The organism is Paenibacillus sp. M-152 (genome assembly GCF_003856555.1).
GTDB lineage: Bacteria > Bacillota > Bacilli > Paenibacillales > Paenibacillaceae > Paenibacillus > Paenibacillus polymyxa_C.
The window spans coordinates 2,373,233-2,393,617 of the sequence record NZ_CP034141.1 but is presented as its reverse complement, the minus strand read 5'-3'; the positions used below and the strand labels follow the sequence as shown (position 1 = coordinate 2,393,617).

Below are 20,385 nucleotides of genomic sequence, written 5' to 3'. Positions count from 1 at the left end.
TTTATGAACTGAATATGAACAGACCTTTTACTTAATTATTTACACTGTAAAAAAATAATCTCGTTCTACCTTGCTCACTCTTAAACCGAATGCTTTATACCAATCAGACTTCCCTTTCTCCTGTGCTAGCTTGTGTAGCTCGTTATCCTTCCAATGTTTTATAGCGTCCAAGGACTCCCAATAGGACACGGTGATGCCCACTCCGTTTTGGTCACGAACACTTTCCACACCTAGAAATCCAGGCTGCTTGGCAGCCAGTTCCACCATTTTGTCCCCCATCTTTCCGTATCCGCCATCCCCTTCCGTACGCTCAGAAGTAAAAATAGCTGCATAATAAGGGGGCTGTGGTGTTTTTGCAATTGAACTCATAGGTACCTCCCAGAAATGAATGGTTAATCGGCATTTTTCTCAAGTTCGATTATAACTACAAAGCTGAGATAAAAAAAATGAATATATATGATACTATGTATGAATATATTTCATTCTATGTTGGAGGACACATGAATTTGTTTAAATATAAGGTCTTTCTTAGCGTAATAGAAGCAGGAAGCTTTACCAAAGCAGGAGCACTTCTCAATCTTACACAATCCGCTATTAGCCATGCCGTTTCTGCTTTGGAGTATGAATTGGGCCTAACTCTTTTAATTAGAGGACGTTCAGGCATCCAATTGACCAGCAACGGAGAACGTCTGATGAAGCATTTCAGAGAAATCATCCAAATGAATGAAAAGCTGTATCAAGAGGTCGCCCTCATCAAAGGACTGGAGACCGGAACTGTAAAGATAGGTACATTCTCAAGTGTATCCATCCATTGGTTGCCTGGGATCATCCAAAAGTTTAACGAGCAGTTCCCACTTATTGAACTAAAATTGCTCGACGGGAACTACCATGACATAGAGCATTGGATAGCCAGCGGAGAAGCTGATTTTGGCTTCGTTAATCTGCCTACACTCGATGGACTGGAAGTATTACCGTTAAAAAAAGAAAGAATGCTGTGCGTACTTCCGTCTAATCATGTGCTTCGGGAGCAGACAAGCATACGTGTGGATCAGCTTCTCAATGAACCCTTCATTATGCCGGCTTCAGGCTGTGATACAGATGTACAGAGAATTTTTTCCCAGCATAAGCTTGTTCCGAAAATCAAATATGAATTAGAAGATGATCATGCCATTATGGCTATGGTGCAAAATGGCCTGGGCGTAAGTATCCTTCCCGAAATGATTTTAGTCCAAAACCCTTATGACATTTGTATTCGGCCCTTGGATGGACGATATTCCCGTTCCGTTGGTATCGCTACTGTCTCCTTAAAGAACATGGCTCCAGCCGCCAAAAAGTGTATGGACTTTATTACTGAATGGATCAACTAGCTTCTTCCTGTTGGCCAAGGCAACGGATTCTCAAAGCTGGACCAGTCCATATCCATTTCGCTATCGTTCAGCAGACATTCATCTAGCTCTTCTTCCAAGTTCAGCCGATTCATTCCGATACCGATCATAACGATTTCGTTCATGCGGTCGCCCCACTGCTCATCCCAATGGTCCAGAGCCTCAGGGTTGCCCGCGATGATTTCCTGCCGTTCTTCTTCTGGTAACGCCGCAAGCCAACTTCCCGCTGGACCAAATTGAATAGATGGCCCTGCCTGGCTGATGCTCGCCGCCCAATCCTGAGGGGCTGCAATCCAGACCAAGCCTTTGGCGCGAACGATTTCCTCCGGCCAGTAGCTCATAAATTCTGCCAATCTTGCAGGATGAAACGGTCTTCTACGCCGATAAACAAAAGAGTTGATTCCATATTCGTCCGTCTCCGGTGTGTGGCTTTCCAGCTCCAGCTCGCGAATCCAGCCAGCGGATTGACTAGCTTTGTCAAAGTTGAACAGCCCGGTATTTAAAATGTCCGAAGGCGCGACCTTTCCCTTGGAAGTGCGAATGATTCGGGCTTCAGGTTGCAATCTCTGCAGCACACCCTCCAGCTTGTCCAGCTCTGCGGGCTGAACCAGATCGCACTTATTCAGAATCAATACGTCACAAGTTTCAATCTGGTCAATTAGCAAGTCCGAGATATCACGTGTGTCATCTTCTCCAGTAGCCTGCTTACGATCCAGCAGCGTTTCTCCTGATTCAAAGTCATGCCAGAAACGGTTCGCATCCACTACAGTCACCATACAATCCAGTTTTGCCAGCGAAGCTAAATTAATGCCCGTTCCTTCATCGGCGTAGGTAAAGGTTTGAGCGATGGGGACGGGTTCACTGATGCCCGTAGATTCAATTAATATATAATCAAACTCGCCTTGTTCCGCTAGCTTCTTGACCTCAAGCAATAAATCTTCACGTAATGTACAGCAAATACAACCATTAGACAACTCGACCAGTTTTTCTTCTGTTCTGGACAAGCCGCCCTCTTTTTTAACCAGCTCGGCATCTATATTTACTTCACTCATGTCATTGACAATGACTGCTACTTTCATTCCGTCTCGATTGTTTAAAACATTATTCAAAATCGTCGTTTTTCCTGCACCCAAATACCCGCTCAACACGGTTACCGGGATTGGTTTCTTATTCATTGCTGGTGCACTCCCTTTAATATTGGTTTATCAATATATTTAATCGTAATTATTACTATTAAATCAGCATTCAGAAATATACAGTATTCCTTTTGCTTTGTCAACTGTGGAGCTGTCTGGGGGGAGCTGGATCTGGAGTGCTTCATTACGCTATCTGTTTATGGTTCCTATGCTGTTCGTCATTGTAATGGCCCAACATAAGCTCAAGCCTCTTTGGAAAGTCATGAAGGAACAACCGGGAATGTGGCTGTGGTGGAGCTTCATTGGATTTGGTTTATTTTATGCTCCGTTATGCTTCGCATCCGCATATTCACCGGGGTGGTTGATTGCAGGGACTTGGCAAATAACCATTATTTCCGGTTCTTTGCTTGTTCCTTTATTTGCTGAGGTTGTCCAAACGGAGAACGGCCCTGTCAAAGTACGAGGAAAAATCCCCATCCAAGGATTGTTGATATCTCTGATTATTTTAATCGGAATTATTGTGATGCAGGTCGAACAGTCGCAATCTATTTCTACTCAAGATTTTTTATTCGGTATATTGCCTGTCATACTGGCTTCTTTCGCCTATCCTTTAGGTAATCGCAAAATGATGGAAGTCTGTGCAGGGCGGTTAGATGCCTATCAACGTGTGCTCGGAATGACTATAGCCAGCCTGCCTTTTTGGTTATTGCTTTCATTATATGGAGTTTTCAGCGCAGGGATGCCAAGCAAGGATCAGACCATACAGTCTGCTTTGGTGGCCGTGTTCTCAGGGGTAATTGCTACGGTTATATTTTTTAAGGCTACAGATCAGGTACATAGAAATATGCAAAAGCTGGCCACAGTAGAAGCAACACAATCGCTGGAAGTGCTTTTTGCACTAATGGGGGAATTAATCTTTTTGTCTATCCCCCTCCCTTCTGCTTGGTCATGGATGGGTATGTTCATCGTCATCCTTGGCATGAGTCTGCATAGCTATGTATCACATCAAAAGACGAGTGTTCAACAAATACTAACTAAAAAGGCAGATCCCGTTTAGTGCATATTGGGCAGCAGATCATAGAAAAGAAGATGCTTCTGATCTGCTGCTTTTTGCCGATTTACTGTCAATCAATATTACCAAGCGTAGGCTTCTGGCGCAGGTTTTCCCGGACCCGGGAAAATCTCATCCAGCTTGGCAAGCACATCTTCACTTAATTTAACCTCAGGTACCCGCAGAGCATCCTCTAACTGTTCTAATGTCCGTGGTCCGATAATTGGAGCCGTCACGGCCGGATGAGATAGCACCCAAGCCAGGGCAATCACGTCTTCCTTTTCACCCAGCTCGCGAGATAACGCCGCAAATTGCTCCAGCTTCGCACGATTCTGCTCTACCTTTTCCTTGGCACGTGCGCTGCGGGAACCTGTACCTGCTAACGCATTGCGTCCCAGCAGTCCGCCCGCCAACGGGCTCCATGGAATTACACCCAGACCCAGCTCTTGAGCTGCCGGTAATACTTCAAGCTCAGCCGAACGTTCGTTCAGGTTGTACAAATGCTGTTCCGATACCAGACCCAGAAAACGACGTGCCTTCGCTTCGGCCTGAGCCACCGCAATATGCCAGCCTGCAAAATTACTGGAACCGATATAACCAACTTGTCCACGATCCACCACGGACTCGAATACACCCCACAATTCATCCCATGACACATTGCGGTCAATGTGATGCATTTGATATAGCTCTATATGATCGGTTTGCAGACGTTTCAGCGACGCATCCAAATGACGGCGAATTTTGTAGGCAGACAAGCCTGATCCTGCATTGGGCCCATCATTTTCATTTTTCATGTCCCCGTATACCTTGGTTGCCAATACGACCTTCTCGCGTCTTCCGCCGCCCTGCTGGAACCATCGTCCGATAATTTCTTCCGTCCAGCCTTTACGGTCATGGCCATATACATTAGCCGTATCAAAGAAGTTAATGCCCGCATCCAGCGCGGCATCCATAATCTTAAAAGCATCCTTTTCTTCAGTTTCCGGTCCGAAATTCATTGTGCCCAGACATAACCGACTAACCTTCAAGCCTGACTTTCCTAAGTATGAATACTCCATACTGTCTCCCGCCTTTGCTTAAGGATTTTTTTAAATTCCGAAAAATTGCATAAAAAAAGGCCATACCTACTTCATTCACCAGAATAACCCCCCTTTGAAACACCCCAAAATGCATTTTAAAAGGTGGATAGCGCATGCAAAAAAGCCTCCGCACCATGCCGAAGCATTACTTGCGGAGGCCCTCCTCATACTACCCACCGAATGTTAAAAGAAGTGACTTTACGGTGGTTACCAGCGGAGCGGAGGATTTGAATCTGGAGAAGCGTCAGCGATCGTAAGATCAAATCCTTCGCGGAGCCGCTCATCTCAACCACCAACTCACTCTTTTTTCAACAATCAAGGAATTAATTTCGTTTCTTTCGCTCGTTCAGCCATTTTCTTCGTATGTTTGCTGAGCGGCTTCTTAAGCACCAATCCAAACAAGAAGCAAATTCCGATAAACACAAACAGCATCACTACATCTCGTGTTACCGTTGAAGGCAACATCCCTCCTACCGTTTCCCGCAACAGACTAACCGCATAGGTGAACGGTACGAACGGATTCAGGGTCTGAAAGAAAGCTGTACTCGTCGCAATGGGAAATGTCCCCCCTGAACTGGAGAATTGGAGCACCAGCAGGATGACTGCGAGACCCTTGCCGATATTGCCGAACACTGAAACCAAGGTATAGGTCATGGCCGTAAACACCAGACTGATCAGCATAGAGGACAGTACAAATGCTACTTTGGCATCCACATATGTTCCCAGCAGAAACAAATCACCGAGAGATACACTTAGCGCCTGAAAAATACCAATTGTGGAGAAGGTCATTAGCCGTCCGAAATACACCTGGTAGCTTTTATATTGACCTTCCGGGTCATCCACATCTACCCTGAACATGGAGACCAGCAGCATCGCACCTACCCAAATCGATAATGTAGTATAAAAAGGTGACATCGCAGAGCCGTAGTTAGGAATCGGGTATATCCGCTCCTGCTTCAGCGATACCGGGCTACCGAGGAAATCACTTTCCTTTTTCACATCTCCCTTAAGCAACGCAATCGCTCTTCCGAGTGCATTTTCACCCTTAAGCCTGCGGATCGTGTCTGCTGCCTGACGTATGGAATCCTCGGCAGCAGGAAGATCGGTTCTGACAAAATTGGCTACCTGATGTACCGCTTTTTCAGCCTCAGGAAATTTGTTTTCAATCAAGTCCGCCATCTTAATAAACTGTTGTTCCGCCTTCGGCAAATCATTACGTACAAAGTTTGCCGCCTGATGAATTTTACTTTTAACCGTTGGCAAATCGTGCTTCACGAAGTCTGCCGCTTTGTTCACAGCATTCGTAAACTCGCCCATGCGTCCCTGAATCGTCGTAGCGGCTTCATGCAGTTTTTGACGATATTGTGGCAAGTCCTGCTGGAGACGTGTTAGCTCTTGCTGCCCGAATTCGGCAGCGGCCTGTGCGTCATTTAGTAGCTTTTCAATATTCGGGAGCTGCTCTTGAGCAGTGGTCAACACATTGGCAGAATTGCGGGCAACGGATTTGATTTGATCCAGCGCCCTTTGAATGGCAGGTGCATATTCCGTATCATAATTGTCCAAAATGCTGTCAATTCCGCTACTGATTTCTCCTGCAAGACGGTCAGCATCATCCAGCAGATTTTGGGCTGGTTTCTCACCGCGCTGAATAGCATCCCCGATGCTAGTAACCGTGCTATTCAATCGGCGAAAGCGATCCTCTACCCCGCTTACCCGAGAAATAAGTGAATCCAGTGGCTGGCTAGGCAAATACCCATTCACACGGTTCAGCAATTGAGAAATATGATCCAATACACCTACAGCAGTCGTGAGCCTGCCGCTAATCCGATTCGCTGCAGCTTGTGCTGCTTTGGGATCAAAATCCACACCACGAATGATACCTGTAATCTGTGAAACTTCATTCGCAATTTGTTGCACCAGCTGTAAATCTTCTTTTACTACGGTTCCGATCGAATCAAGCGCACCCTCGTTTTTATCCAGAAAGTCGAGTATACCAGTTGTAAAATCCTTGCCTGTATCGGCTATTTTTTGTACTTCCGGCAGTGCTGTCCGGGCAGCATTAATGACCTTAAGGGCCGTTTGCGTGTCCTCCAAGGCGGTAGCCAGTGCACTTTCTACCTTACTGAAGTTCTGATCCAGTTCAACAATTCGATCACCAGCTTTTTGAATATCGGGCAGTCTTTTTTGGATATCCAAAATGACTGCACCCACCTTGTCCAGCTCAGGCAGGTTTTTGTCAATTTTGAGCACCAGATCTCCAGCGCGGTTGATTTCAGGAATTTTTCCCTTCAATGCAATGATCTTTTGGCCCTGAGCCTTAATTTTCGGTAAATTCTGCTCCAGCTCTAATGCCTGCTTACCCAACCGATCGATATCAGGCAATCGATTATTTAGCTCCAGTACCCGATTTTCAATGTTGCGAATTGTCGGAAGCTCCTCTTCCAGCTTTACTCCGGCTTCCTTCAATTTCGTCAAAACCGCCTGGCTGGCCGTTTCAATAAAGTTTTGACTAATTTGGTTTGTCAGAGAGGTTGCCCCTGAGGATGTAATTTTCGGAGCTACTGCATTGATTTTTTCATTCACAGCATAATCAATCTCCGGCTTTTGCGGATTTTCTGTAAGCACACTCGTAATTTTCTCTGAAAAATCCTTTGGGATCAGCAGACTGGCATAATAATCACCGTTCAGCACCCCTTTTCGTGCTTCTGCTTCATTGACAAAAGTCCAACCCAGCTTCTTGTTATTATGAAGGTTATGTATAACCTCGTCACCGATATTAATCTTTTTACCATTCACCTCAGCCCCCTGATCTTGGCTGGTTACTGCAATTTTAATACCAGATGTATTCGCATATGGGTCCCACATTGCTTTCAAATTCACCCATGCATAGACGGAAGGCAAAAGAATGATGCCAATGACTAATAAAGTCCCGGTCGATACTTTGAAAACATTTCTCCAGTCTGTTAAGTAGATTTGCCATATCTTCCGCAACTTCACCACTCCTCATATGTACATTAACCTTTCGTCCAGTGTTGTATGCACACGTATTGTAAACGATTTGAGCGGCAGAAGCGAATATTATAAAAATGATTGCTAAAAAGCGTACGACTCTTTTACAGATCATACGCTTTTTATGAAATCCCTTTTACTTAATTTCTAATTCCATTTGCAGGTATAGCTTCCAGTGAGTAGAATACGTTCTTTTTATTGATTTTCCCCACAACGGTAGCTGCACCTTTTTTCAAGAATGTATATTCGTTTTTCTTTATTTGCACGGTATATCCCTTCAAATTAATTCCAAAAAGGGATTGTACTTTCGACTTGGCAGCTGAAAGGGCCTGATTTTTACTGAGCTTGGGCTTGGCAAATGCTTTGGCAAAATCCTTATCTCCATCCCAGTCCATGCCATGCTCATTTTTTACAGCCCATACTTTACCGGTTTTCACGCCGATCTGTACGCTGTTTGTGTCGCTCTCATCCCTAAAGTGCCAGATGGTATCGTTGTCCTCTCGCTGACGAAGCGTATATTCAAACGGTTTCATTGTAGGAATGCCCAGTGTTTTTAGCGAACGGTTCGCTTTGTTGATCAGGGCAGCTTTAACGTCTTTGAGTGGGTACAAAAAGCTGGCCGTTATTTTATTTCCTTGATCAAGGTGAATATAAATGCTTTGGTTTTTCCCCCATAGCACCCAGTAATTTTTGAATCCTCCTTCGTCAATCGGGGAATATACACGCCAGATGGCCTCTATTTTGAAAACTTTATCGGTATCGAATGTTTTCAGGAATGACGCAACTTTACTGCGCAAATTAGGGGGCATCACCTTATCCATATCAGCGGCCTTATAAATGATGCTGGTGGACTGCACGATTCCTTTCTTGGAATCATAATTTTGGATGAAATCTGCATTTGCTGTCCCTTTCAAGGTACCGTAAACCGTCCATGCGTCAGTGTCCGCACTTGTAAACTCTATCGTTTGTTTCCCTGCTAATGTGTTTAGGACATCCGTCAGACGCTTAGTGGCGGTCGGGTCCAGGTTAACAGAAGTTTGTGCATTTGAAGCTGTGGTTGTGACAGCAGCGGGTTGCTGTGCCATTACAACTGGAGCCGTTCCCAACAGGATTGAGAGTGCTGCGACTGTAGCTGTGATAGAATTCCATTTGTTCATTTCGTCGATTCCTCCTGTGTCTATAAATACTCATAGGATACAAGTACACATAATCCTTAGACGTGCCACAAAAGTAAAAAGTTGCATAAATCCAAAAGAAGAAGCCCCTTAGGCCTACAAGATAGGCTTAAGGAGCTTCTTCTTTTGCATTAAATTATCCATTCTTCAGCAATCGGGTAGGCGAAAATCCTGCGCCATGACGCAGCTTCCGTTTTTCCAACCGTTTGTGCAGCGAACGGTTATACAAAACCTGAATGACAAAATACGAGATTATACCCAGCACGATACCGAAAATGGACATGCCGATCAGGATGTGGAGACCTCCGTGCAGTAGGTCTCTGAATACAGACCAGTTGCCGTGAAAAAGCTCCATAAAAGAATGCTCGTGAAGTCGACCGCCCCTGACATGCACCGGATAATGTGATGGATAAATCCAAGCTCCCAGTTGCTTGGCGAATGGCATCAGTACAATCGGCAAAAAGGTCAGCTTGCCTACAACGTTTCCCACAATGGCCGCAGGCAGCGAACCACCAGACAACCGAACAATCGGATAAAACACGAGGTATACCAGAGAGGCCGTGGAAATCACGATCATTTCCAGACCAAAGCCAATGGCGAAGCCCAAAGAGATCTTTTTAACTCCTCCAGGGGCGCGCAACAGCTTGATAAAATTCAGACGAATTGCCCGCCATATATTTTGAAACACGTTGTATTTCTTCTTTGATTTATGAGGTTTGAGCCTTTTCGGATTGAACTTTATCAATAGGAGGACTCCTTCAACAGTACGTATTCAAGTTCAGGAATGAGGTTAAAGAACTCCCATCCTTACTTAGTCTATACTGTCATTATAACCCTCAGCGTTCGAAAAGCAATGCTATTCCGCCTGTTTCGCTATTTTAGAACACAATTCGCTTATTGACATCGCTGGATAAAGGTACAAGGTCCCAAATCTCAGTTGCGTATTGCTGGATTGTACAATCACTGGAGAATTTTCCGGAATGAGCGATATTTACAATAGCACGTCGTGTCCACTCCGAGGGATTGCGGTACACCTGCTCAATATGAGCCTGCGCATCTACATAAGCTGCAAAGTCTTTAAGCACAAAGTATTCATCATTATGATCAATCAGGGATTGATAAATGGCCTCAAATTCCCGTTCATGCCGCGTAAAAGGAGCATCGTTCACCAGTTGATCCAGCACTTCACGCAATCTTTCATCACTGTTGGCTGTTTTGCGTGCTGAATACTGTCCATTCTGATAATAGTCCTCAATCTGATCTACCTTCAATCCAAAAATGAACATGTTGGCATCGCCTACCATTTCGTGCATTTCAACATTAGCACCGTCCAATGTGCCCAGAGTCAGTGCGCCGTTCATCATAAATTTCATGTTGCCTGTACCAGATGCTTCCTTGCCTGCTGTAGAAATCTGTTCACTGACATCCGCCGCAGGAATAATCAGCTCCGCCAACGAGACCGAATAATTTTCAAGGAAAACGACTTTCAGCTTGTCCTTGACATCTACATCCCGGTTGATGGTGTCCGCCACATTGTTAATGAGCTTAATCGTCTGTTTGGCGAGAAAATAACCGGGGGCTGCTTTCGCACCAAAAATGAATGTGCGTGGCGTCGCATCCAGTGCAGGATTAGTTTTGAGCTGGTTGTATAGATGCATCACATGCAAAATATTGAGCAGTTGTCGCTTATATCCGTGCAACCGTTTGACCTGCACATCAAAAATGGAGGATGTATCCAGTCGTACACCCTGTTTTGCAAACACATGCTCAGCAAGCCTGATCTTATTATTTTGCTTAATCGCCTGAATTCGTTTTTGGAACGCCTCATCCTCACTGTAACGAAGCAGGTCGATGAGCTCACGTGGATGGGTTCTCCAGCGTACACCGAGCGTCTCATCATACAAGCTTGCCAGCTCCGGGTTGGCGTGCATCAGCCAACGGCGATGGGCAATCCCATTTGTTTTATTATTAAACCGGTCAGGATACAGTTCATGAAATGATTTCATCTCTCGTTCCTTCAAAATTTTCGTATGCAATGCAGCCACTCCGTTAACGCTATAACTGCCGACGATAGCCAAATGAGCCATGCGAATTTGTTCATTATGAATAATCGCCATTTCACCAATTTTGATATCCTGACCCGGATAACGCTCTAATAGCATAGCGCAATAACGTTTGTTCATTTCTTCAATGATCAAGTAAATTCGAGGCAGCAGTTCCCTCACCATGTTGACAGGCCATTGTTCCAGCGCCTCACTTAATATCGTATGATTCGTATATGAAACGGTCCGTGTCGTAATATCCCACGCTTCATCCCACCCCAAGCCTTTCACATCCATCAAAATACGCATCAGTTCCGGTATAACCAGCGTCGGATGGGTATCGTTAATGTGCAGTGCTATTTTATCGGGCAACTGGCTGTAAGGTAAACGAAGCTTCTCAAACGTACGCAAAATACTCTGTAATCCAGCCGAGCAGAGGAAATACTGCTGCTTCAAGCGAAGCAGCTTGCCCTCATAATTGGAATCATCCGGATAGAGAAAGGCCGAGATGGATTCTACTGATCGATTGTAGTCGAGAAAGCGGTAATAACCGCCCTCTCCTCGAATTGGTCCTCGAACGGGATCAAGCGCGGATTCCGCACTCCAAATCCGCAGCGTGTTTACCTGCGCATGACCATAGCCGACCAGCGGAATATCGTAAGGGACAGCCCAGACTGTTTCGGCATCCCGTGTCTCGAACACAAGACGTCCATCTTGTTCACGGGTTTCCACGCGTCCCCAAAAATGAACCTCGACCTTTTTGTCAGGACGGCGTTCCTCCCATACATTCCCTTTCTGTAGCCAGTAATCCGGTAGTTCGACCTGATTTCCGTCCACAATACGCTGCTCAAACAGACCATATTTATATCGAATTCCGCAGCCATGTCCTGCATAGCCAAGGGATGCTAATGAGTCCATGAAACAAGCCGCCAGACGGCCAAGACCACCATTGCCTAGCCCAGCATCCGCTTCCTGTGCTTCAATTTCCTCCAGATCCCAGCCCAATTCCCCTAATGCCTGTCGAACCATATCCAATACGCCCAAATTCAGCAGATTATTGCCCAATAGACGACCTATTAAAAATTCCAGTGAAAAATAATAAACCTGCTTCTCTTGTCCTTCTTTGTAGGCTTGGTTTGTTTCGGCCCAATTCTTGCCGACTTGTTCACGAATCATGCCACCCAAAACCTTATATACGTCTTCCGACTGAGCCTCCTGCATCGATTTACCCAGCCTTCCGACCAGTTGCTCTCGAAAAGCCTGCTTAAATGCTTCTTTATTGCTGAACAAAGTTGTACCTCCTGTTAATTCCGTTTTTATGGCTAAGTATGATCTATTAAATCACGCTATTCTTGGCAATCACATAGGGAACTCTAATGTCGCCAATCAGAGTTCGATCCGGTGAAAGCTGCACGTCCTTATCCAAAACCACATTCTGCACAACTGCCCCTTTACGGATGACGCATTTTTGCATAATAATCGAGTTGCTTACCCGCGCGCCCTCCTCTACCCGCACGCCACGAAAAAGAATGCTGTTCTCGACCTTTCCCCCAATGGTGCAGCCATTGGCAACAAGGGAATGATCCACCTCGGCGCTGTACGTATAACGAGTCGGGGCTTCATACTTGATTTTGGTATGCACCGGCTGATTCTGGAACAGAGCTTGATATTGCTCCTGATCCAGCAGTTTCATGCTATTTTTATAGTAGCTTTCAATGGAATTAATAACTGCATGATAACCATCATAGCAATACGCGTAGATGCGCAGGCCACTTGGATTTTTCTGAATCGCATCGCGAAAGAAATGACTATCCTGATGAGCAATGCAATGCTTTACCTGATCCAGATACAAGCTTTTGTCCATCACAAACATTTCTAGATAAATATTATGATGATCCTGCTCCTGATGAATACCGGTCACTCGTCCGCTCTCATCAATCTCCAGCCGTACACACGGTGTATGCTCCGTTTCGAGCTGGTGTATGGGTTTGTATACGAGGGTGACATCCGCGTTCTTCTCCAGATGATATCGGTATACATCCTCTATATCAACCTTGTTGATATGCTGAGTTCCTGCATGAACAATGGTTTGCCCCAATGAGCGATGGAAAAAGTCCAGATTGTTGTGCACATGCTGCAAGTCACCACGTGATGTGTCCGTCGGATCGTTCCAGTCCGGTGGCAAAATAAACAACCCGCCTCTTCTGCGGTCTAAATCCCATGGCCGACCTTCACCCAAATGATCCAGCAGCGAACGGTATTTGCGGCGGATAAACAGTGCAATATCATGCACCCCTGCATGCATCATATTGGATAAGGTGAAATCAATGAGCCTATATCGACTAGCAAAGGGTACTGCGGCCCCGCACCGAAAATAAGTCAACTCCTTCAATTGATCCAATTCGTGATCCAGGTTGATCACTCCAATGAGTCGGCTCATAGCGGACACCGTCCTTATCCGAGTTATATTCGTGCATGAAGCTGGCTTTCCTGATCGAACAAAATAATCTCATCCAGACTATCTTCAGGTCCAATGACTGCGTTGTCTTCAATAACCATGTTCTCATTCACAATAGCCCGGTGAATACGTACATTGCGTCCGATTTTTACATTCGGCATGATGACAGAATCGGTAATAACGCTCCCTTCACCGACTTCAACCCCATAAAACAGTACGGAGTGCCTTACTTCTCCATCCACCATGCAGCCTTCATTTACGATGCTGTTTTTCAGGATCGCCCGTTGGGTTATATACTGGGCAGGCTGATTGGGGCTGCGGGTATAGATGCGCCAGAACGGGTCATTCAGATCTAGCGGCGGGTCCTGAACCAGAAGATCCATATTAGATTCCCACAAGCTCTGAATTGTGCCTACATCCTTCCAATACCCAGCAAACGGGTACGCATACAGCGACCGGCCATGCTGAAGCAATAGCGGAATGATGTCTTTACCAAAATCGTGTGAAGATTCAGAATCACTTGCGCTTTCCAGTAAGTAGTGACGCAACACATCCCATTTGAATAAATAAATACCCATAGAGGCCAATGTGCTTTTCGGCTGTTCAGGCTTTTCCTCAAAGTCGTATATTCTCAGGTCCTCATCGGCGTTCAGTATCCCAAACCGTTGGGCCTCTTGAATGGGGACATTGATGACCGAAATGGTGCAATCAGCTCCCTTTTCCTTGTGGTAGTCGAGCATTCGACTATAGTCCATTTTATAAATGTGATCCCCTGACAAAATGAGCACATGCTCCGGGTCATACTGGTCCAAGAAATGCAGGTTCCGATAAATCGCATCCGCCGTACCTCGGTACCAGTTGTTTCCATTTTCTTTCTCGTGTGGTGGTAAAACGAAAACTCCTCCATCCAGGCGATCCAAATCCCAGTCGCTGCCTACGCCGATATAGGAATGAAGCACCAACGGCTCATATTGGGTCAATACGCCCACGGTGTCTATTCCCGAATGAGAGCAATTGCTGAGAGGGAAATCAATAATACGATAAGTTCCTCCAAAAAATACTGCCGGTTTGGCCAGTGTGCGGGTCAGTCCTTTGAGTCTTTTGCCTTGTCCGCCGGCGAGCAGCATGGCAACCACTTCCTTCTTTCTCATAACAAAGACCTCCCTGTCATGTGCGTCTGAAGCAATTGTGGCAGGATATTTGATAATATCCATTAAACGTGAAAAGACAGTCGTAATCGTTTCATTACCAAGGGAACGGGTAAGATGTGATGGAAAGGGTAAATCATAGTTATGCGGAACAAGTGCAAGGAATCACTAAATCGTAAAATCCCGCTCATCATTTCACATTTTGGATGCTTTTTAGGCATTAGCGTATGACAACATGATCATAAGGAGGCGTTATTGATGAAGAATAAAAAATGGGTAGTAGCAGCATTGGGAATGGGTGTAACGTATCTGATGAAAAATAAAGGAGCACGCGATAAGGTATTGAATAAGGTACAGACGATGGTCAACCGTGCAAAAACATCTGCAAAATCGTAATCGTTAAATTTTAAAGCAAGAAACACGCGAGCCTCTCTGAATAATTGTTCAGGGAGGCTCTGCTTTGACGCTGCTCTGCAACCACGAACAACGCACAACACATCGGTTCGAGGCTGAATGATTAGACGGTCAAGCATTCTCCTTCTGTTCTTCTACTTCCATGATATGTTCAATGGTAAAGGTTCGATGCGTGCATTCGGAGGAACAGTACGCTTCTAGAAGACCCGAGGTACGAATGTTCTCTTTACTCACCTTCTTGAAGGTATGAGTAATCTCTACATTGCCCTTGAAAGGAAAAAAGGACAAACCTACCGTCTGATCCGATAACCACTCAGCCCGAACCCGTTCGCTTTCATGACGAACAGCCGGGAAGCTCAACCCTTCAGCAAACCATTCATAATCTGCTGTAGGGGTACCCGGCTCTCGGCTGCATAAAAACAGACTTAATTCGTCGCAGAACAACATTCTCCGTACATCCGTCCGCACTTGATGTTCGAAGGTTACGCCGCATGTCAGCTCCTGTCTGAGCCTCTGGCGACGCTGTTCCTCTGCCTCTTGATAAGCATGCGTAATCTGCTTGTCCTGAGCTTTTTCATGCTCGGTCCGTCCGACGAGCTCCTTGTACATCAAGCTGCACAGCAACGCCGCATACGCATTCTCTTGCTCGACTTCATCAATCCCAAGACGATAAAAAACAAAACGCGGACTAAGCGGAAAATCGATAAACGTATAAGGTGCTGACACATAATCATTCCAGAAAGGAGCAGCGTCCAGCCTAATCCATCCCCGGTCATGCTCCCTCGCTGCATATATAAAATCCTGTTTATGGCGTCTATTCTTAAAGGCACTGTCTTCCCACTGTGAAGCCAACTCACCTGAAATACGGGCATGGTCATGTTGCGTCGTCATGATATAAGCTTGATCCGTTTCATAAATAACCATATGCTATCCCCTTCCGTTAGGCGTCTATCTGATATGTGTACAAACTATCGAAGGCCATGGTTATGTTTACCTTCATTCATTATATCAGGATAAGGGTAAAAAGGCAGTGAAGTTTTCTCCATCCTCACTTTCAATTCCCCCCTAGATTCTTCAATCGAAACTGCTGCGGAGACATCCCTTCCAGTTCACGGAACACCTTGTTAAAATGCTTGGCATTGTCAAAGCCCACAGTAGCCGCAATTTCATAAATCTTGCCCTCTTGACGCCCCAGCAGCTTTTTGGCTTCTGCAATGCGCAGCCTTTTTAAATATTGAACAAAGCTAAGACCTGTATAGGCTTTGAATGCCTGACTAAAATACGTATAATTCAAGGATACTGAATTGGATACTACCGCCATGTTCAAATCCTCGCTGAAATGAGCATGGATGTACTGGATTGCTCGCGTCATGCTGCCGCTTCTATCAGCAATCGCACTAGCAACGTCCGTTCTGCCAGGCTGTCTATCTATCTCCCCGCTATCATCACGATCATTTAATAAAGAGTTCCGTTGCTGCAATTCTTCATTCAAAACTGCTAGCGCACCAAACAGCTCCTCCCTCACGATCGGCTTCAGCAAATACTCCCGTGCTCCGCAGCGAATCGCTTCGCGCGCATATTGGAACTCGTCATATCCACTGAGAATGATCACCAAAGGTCTGTCTCTTGGCTTTAGCTTGCGAATATGCTGCATCAGCATAATTCCATCCATAACCGGCATACGGATATCCGTTATCACCAACTCGGGTGAAAACTCCATTACATGCTGCCAGGCTTCCTTTCCGTCCTTAACCAGCACGCATTCATAGAGACCGGAATATTCCCGTTCGATCATGGCTTGAAGCCCCATTCGAATGTTCTTTTCGTCATCCGCAATCAACAGCTTGGTCGTCATGGTCCTCCCCCCTCGTGATATGACGTCTAGGCAAAATCAGGGTTATTGTCGTCGATTGGCCGGGAATGCTGTCCAGTTTAATGCCATAACCTACGCCATACTGCATACTCAAACGGCGATGCACATTATACAAGCCGATCCCTCCATGCATTCCGGGCTCGTAGGAATCCATATCCGAATGCATCAGACCAGCCATAATGGCATTCTTTCTTTCTTCAGATATCCCCACTCCGTTATCCTGTATACGCAATTCAACGATATCCTGCTTGGAGTAGGCTTCAATGGTGATGAGGAATGGTCTTCGCAATGTACTCCAACCGTGCTTTATTGCATTTTCGACTATAGGCTGCAGCGACATTTTCAGCATTTCCAGTTCCATAAACATTGACGACAGGCGGATGTCCAGCCCAATTTGGTTGTCATGGCGAATGTTCATAATGGCCACATAATGCTGAATATGACGAATTTCATCGCGCAACGCAACACACGGCCGGGACCATTGAAGATTATAGCGCATCATCGAACCCAGGGAAGTGAGAGCATCTGACAGCGGATATTGTCGTTCCATCTCCGCCATCATTTTTAAATTTTCCAATGTATTATATAGAAAATGGGAATCAATCTGATGCTTGAGTCCTTGCAATTCTGCCTCCTGAGCAGCGGCCTGCTTCTGTACAGCCTCAGCAATGAGCACGTTAATCCGACTTAGCAAACTGCGAAAATATAGAGCCAGCTCCGCGACTTCTCCCCGCCCATATACCGGGATTGTAAGCTGAAAGTCGCCCTCCTGCTGTACTCTTTTCATAGATTCACGCAGTGTATGCAGCTGCTTGAGAATAAGAGCGTGCAAAGTATAAGAAATGACGGACATTAACAATATCAATATACAAATAATGAGTAGCATGGCATTGCGTTTGTGACGGAGGTCACTCAGCGGACCATCCAGCGCCACTATATTTAGCAGATAGGCATCCAGCCCTTCTATATAACGGTACAAACCAAGATAAGGCTTATTCCCATAGGTAAAGTCAAAAGCACCACCCTGTCCCTGAACGCGGGACTGTAACAGATGGTGCACATGGGACAGAGGGATCGGAATGGGATCAGGTTGAATGGAAGCTGTAGCTATATCGGCAGAAGACACTAATTTTCCACCGTTTGGAATGGAATCCTCGGCGTTTAGAATGAACATTTGCCATGCATAATCACGTGGTGGGGTACCAAATACTCTAGGCGAAAAGAGCTCTAGCCTCATATTGGTTTCCACCAAACCTGCGTGTCTTCCTCCGCTTGCCTGAATTTCACGCAGCAATGCCATATACTGTACCGCTTCATTTTCCTGCCCTGCTTGCCCCTGCAATAAGCTCTTAGGTCCCTTGTATATATCCCACCATATTCTTCCTTGCTGATGTTGAGCTGTTGTCAGCCAGGAAGTTTTAGGCAGGCGTGATTCATTGAAAATCATGGGCCATATTTCATGGGCCTGGGGATTATTTGTATACAGCCGGATATTCTCAATGTTGGGATTGCTGTAGAGCAAGTGCTGTAAATTGGGAAACACATTTAAGTTAAATTGAACCAGCTCATCGCTGCTTATTTCACGTTCCTCGGTTAGATAATGAAGTACGTTGCGATCTGAAATCGCAAGCTGTGCGGTCCGCTCCATAATTTCCATATTACTGTGAATTTGGGCCAGTTCTGTATCGAGTACATACTGATTTTGTACGGTAATGTCGTGCATGGTGTTCTCGTACAATTGATGAAAGGTATAAAGTGAGAACACTACAACCGGGATTAAAATGACTCCGATATAAGCGACAATGAGCTTGACTTGAAGAGAGCAACCGCCTAGCTGATCGGCCGTATCCGTCAGCCACTGCCATATGTGACGGCGCAGCAGGCTCTTCATCTGTGAACGTACACGGCCTGACATGAAATCACATCCTTAGCATTCAATAAATAAAGTATTGAACGAGATCATTTCGTGAACTGTTCCATTTTTTTGATGTTTTCCTCATAGGCTTTTTGCTGATAAGCCAATACCTTGTCATAGCCTGCTTTTTTGCGGTCTTCCAAAAAGCGGGCAAACAGCTGATCGAACTCCTCATCCGAGGAAGCCAGCAACAGCTTCGGTAATGCCTTGCCCCAAATTTTGTCTATCTGGCCTGACGCAATGCCTTCTGCCGAGGTTCCGGTCGGTTTGATATTTTCATATTGGGAGAAGCTGTGGGTCTTGCCTTTCGTCCAATCTTCCGGCTGCTTATACGGCTCGACGCTGGGCGGCGCCCACTGCAAACTCATATTTGTATCCATCAGCATCCAGAAGGTGGAGGAGGCGCCATACTTTTTGTCAAAAGCAGAGCGATCCTTGTTCAGCAGCTCCAGTACCTCTGGCTTGAAGGCTGGCTTACCGTTAACTGTGTCCCACAACTTTCCCTGCTCCCCCAGATACAGATCACGGTTCCCTTCCTCACTAATCAGATAAGTCAGAAATTCAATAGCCCGCTCCTTGTCTTTCACATCCTTCGAAATAAGTGTCACTGTCCATCCGGAAATGCCTGGCCCGGCCAGCGTCGGCGGGTCCAGCTTACTGTTGGAAGGTCCATCCACTGCAATGTAGACGGAGTTGGGATCTTTCGCATGCAATGTCACCTGTTGTGTAGCAAAATCAGACCGCTGATATAGCATGGCAAAATACCGTCCCTGTGCCACCTTTTCTTCCATTTGCGGACGTTTGTCGATAAATACGTCCTTGGCGATCAGGCCCTGCTCATTGGCTTGGCGGAATGTTTTGAGCCAGCGAATGTACTCTTCGTCCGAACGACGGTCATACAGTTTTCCGCCCTTCTCGTGAGGAATGGCAAGAAAGTTAAGTAAATAGTCTTCAAAAGAATAATTTCCGTTATCCGTAAATTCGTGGAACCCTATCGGGATCAGCGGCTGACCGTTCACCTCCGGAAATTTCTCTTTCGCCTTTTGAAGCGCTTTCAAAAATCCTTCCGGTGTTCTCATATCCGGCTTGCCAATCGCCTCGTACATATCCTTACGAACCATAAACGTTTGATTGGAGACAAAATTTTGGCCGTATTTTTGGTAATCCTGCGGTGAAGAGGACGCGTTAGGATACCCATATACATTTCCGTCTGTTTGACGATACCATGACATTTTAGCTGGGTCTGCCACTTTAATCAGATATGGATCATATTTCTCGGCCAACTTGTTAAGTGGGAGCACCATCTTGCCCTCGATCATTTTTTTGATTGCATCTTCTCCCCAACTGAGCGTGACAAAATCAGGCAGTTTGCCCGAGGCGAGCATGGTATTCAGTTTTTCATTTTCATTTCCTGCGGGTACGATAAAATTAACACTGACTCCAGTCTTTTGCGTCACATACTTCGAAGTCATATCCGTCCCCCACTTGTTCGGGAACCAGGAAAAATTCAAATACCAGTCAAACGTTATCGGCTCTGTATCCGCCTTCCAGCCCGGCGCATCTGCCGTAGCCTTTGTCTTCTCATCTTTCAATTCCGTGGCAGCGCCATTGCCACCGGACGTACATCCCACGAGCGGTCCTACCAGCAGAACAACAGCCAACAGCCCCTTTTGCCATTTACGAATGTTCATCATAAATCT

Annotated in this window: 17 protein-coding genes; 4 read left to right on the top strand and 13 right to left on the bottom strand. The window is 45.8% G+C overall.

Annotated features, from left to right (window positions below; all coding sequences use genetic code 11):
- Positions 1-39: 39 nt before the first annotated feature.
- Positions 40-369, bottom strand: a complete 330-nt coding sequence (locus EGM68_RS11015) for an antibiotic biosynthesis monooxygenase family protein (protein ID WP_013370888.1) — start codon at positions 367-369, stop codon at positions 40-42.
- Between the two features lie 131 nt (positions 370-500).
- On the opposite strand from EGM68_RS11015, the gene EGM68_RS11010 reads away from it, so the two are divergent.
- Positions 501-1,367 carry a LysR family transcriptional regulator gene (locus tag EGM68_RS11010; RefSeq protein WP_025679058.1) on the top strand — a complete coding sequence of 289 codons (867 nt, stop codon included), beginning with the start codon at positions 501-503 and terminating at the stop codon, positions 1,365-1,367.
- Here EGM68_RS11010 and EGM68_RS11005 read toward each other — a convergent pair.
- Positions 1,364-2,560: a GTP-binding protein gene (locus EGM68_RS11005; protein WP_129549154.1), complete on the bottom strand. Its 1,197-nt coding sequence runs from the start codon at positions 2,558-2,560 to the stop codon at positions 1,364-1,366. The genes EGM68_RS11010 and EGM68_RS11005 overlap by 4 nt on opposite strands.
- A 97-nt stretch (positions 2,561-2,657) precedes the next feature.
- Here EGM68_RS11005 and EGM68_RS11000 point away from each other — a divergent pair, with 97 nt between their 5' ends.
- The gene (locus tag EGM68_RS11000; RefSeq protein ID WP_346427887.1) at positions 2,658-3,578 is read left to right on the top strand and encodes a DMT family transporter; all 921 of its coding nucleotides are present in this window, start codon (positions 2,658-2,660) and stop codon (positions 3,576-3,578) included.
- Between the two features lie 77 nt (positions 3,579-3,655).
- Here the strand turns inward: EGM68_RS11000 and EGM68_RS10995 are convergent, their stop codons facing one another.
- Positions 3,656-4,630 (bottom strand): aldo/keto reductase, encoded by a 975-nt coding sequence (locus EGM68_RS10995; protein WP_016821099.1) that lies wholly within the window; start codon positions 4,628-4,630, stop codon positions 3,656-3,658.
- A gap of 134 nt (positions 4,631-4,764) precedes the next feature.
- Between EGM68_RS10995 and EGM68_RS25705 the strand changes: the two genes are divergently transcribed.
- Positions 4,765-4,908: a hypothetical protein gene (locus EGM68_RS25705; RefSeq protein WP_165264005.1), complete on the top strand. Its 144-nt coding sequence runs from the start codon at positions 4,765-4,767 to the stop codon at positions 4,906-4,908.
- A gap of 58 nt (positions 4,909-4,966) precedes the next feature.
- Here EGM68_RS25705 and EGM68_RS10985 read toward each other — a convergent pair whose 3' ends face one another.
- From EGM68_RS10985 to EGM68_RS10960, 6 genes are all read right to left on the bottom strand, one after another.
- Complete coding sequence (locus tag EGM68_RS10985) at positions 4,967-7,642, bottom strand: YhgE/Pip domain-containing protein (RefSeq protein WP_129549152.1); 2,676 nt, start codon at positions 7,640-7,642, stop codon at positions 4,967-4,969.
- 158 nt (positions 7,643-7,800) lie between these two features.
- On the bottom strand, positions 7,801-8,817 hold the full coding sequence (locus tag EGM68_RS10980) for a hypothetical protein (RefSeq protein ID WP_025679052.1): 1,017 nt from the start codon (positions 8,815-8,817) through the stop codon (positions 7,801-7,803).
- 154 nt (positions 8,818-8,971) lie between these two features.
- A complete protein-coding gene (locus EGM68_RS10975) occupies positions 8,972-9,580 on the bottom strand; it encodes a DUF2062 domain-containing protein (protein ID WP_013370880.1) in 609 nt (202 codons plus the stop codon).
- Positions 9,581-9,713: 133 nt separating this feature from the next.
- Positions 9,714-12,167 carry a glycogen/starch/alpha-glucan phosphorylase gene (locus EGM68_RS10970; protein WP_129549151.1) on the bottom strand — a complete coding sequence of 818 codons (2,454 nt, stop codon included), beginning with the start codon at positions 12,165-12,167 and terminating at the stop codon, positions 9,714-9,716.
- Positions 12,168-12,213: 46 nt separating this feature from the next.
- Positions 12,214-13,317 (bottom strand): glucose-1-phosphate adenylyltransferase subunit GlgD, encoded by a 1,104-nt coding sequence (gene glgD / locus EGM68_RS10965; protein ID WP_129549150.1) that lies wholly within the window; start codon positions 13,315-13,317, stop codon positions 12,214-12,216.
- 23 nt (positions 13,318-13,340) lie between these two features.
- The gene (locus tag EGM68_RS10960; RefSeq protein WP_025679046.1) at positions 13,341-14,486 is read right to left on the bottom strand and encodes a glucose-1-phosphate adenylyltransferase; all 1,146 of its coding nucleotides are present in this window, start codon (positions 14,484-14,486) and stop codon (positions 13,341-13,343) included.
- A 255-nt stretch (positions 14,487-14,741) separates the two neighbouring features.
- On the opposite strand from EGM68_RS10960, the gene EGM68_RS25700 reads away from it, so the two are divergent.
- Positions 14,742-14,879, top strand: coding sequence for a hypothetical protein (locus tag EGM68_RS25700; RefSeq protein ID WP_013370876.1), 138 nt, complete (start codon positions 14,742-14,744; stop codon positions 14,877-14,879).
- Between the two features lie 129 nt (positions 14,880-15,008).
- Here the strand turns inward: EGM68_RS25700 and EGM68_RS10955 are convergent, their stop codons facing one another.
- The 4 genes from EGM68_RS10955 to EGM68_RS10940 all read right to left on the bottom strand — a co-directional run bounded on the left by EGM68_RS10955 (position 15,009) and on the right by EGM68_RS10940 (position 20,376).
- Positions 15,009-15,821 (bottom strand): DUF3891 family protein, encoded by an 813-nt coding sequence (locus EGM68_RS10955; protein WP_129549149.1) that lies wholly within the window; start codon positions 15,819-15,821, stop codon positions 15,009-15,011.
- 130 nt (positions 15,822-15,951) lie between these two features.
- Positions 15,952-16,752, bottom strand: coding sequence for a response regulator transcription factor (locus EGM68_RS10950; RefSeq protein ID WP_129549148.1), 801 nt, complete (start codon positions 16,750-16,752; stop codon positions 15,952-15,954).
- Positions 16,724-18,685 carry a sensor histidine kinase gene (locus EGM68_RS10945; protein WP_129549147.1) on the bottom strand — a complete coding sequence of 654 codons (1,962 nt, stop codon included), beginning with the start codon at positions 18,683-18,685 and terminating at the stop codon, positions 16,724-16,726. The genes EGM68_RS10950 and EGM68_RS10945 overlap by 29 nt, the downstream gene beginning before the upstream one ends.
- Before the next feature lie 44 nt (positions 18,686-18,729).
- A complete protein-coding gene (locus EGM68_RS10940) occupies positions 18,730-20,376 on the bottom strand; it encodes a type 2 periplasmic-binding domain-containing protein (protein ID WP_049825505.1) in 1,647 nt (548 codons plus the stop codon).
- Positions 20,377-20,385: the final 9 nt, after the last annotated feature.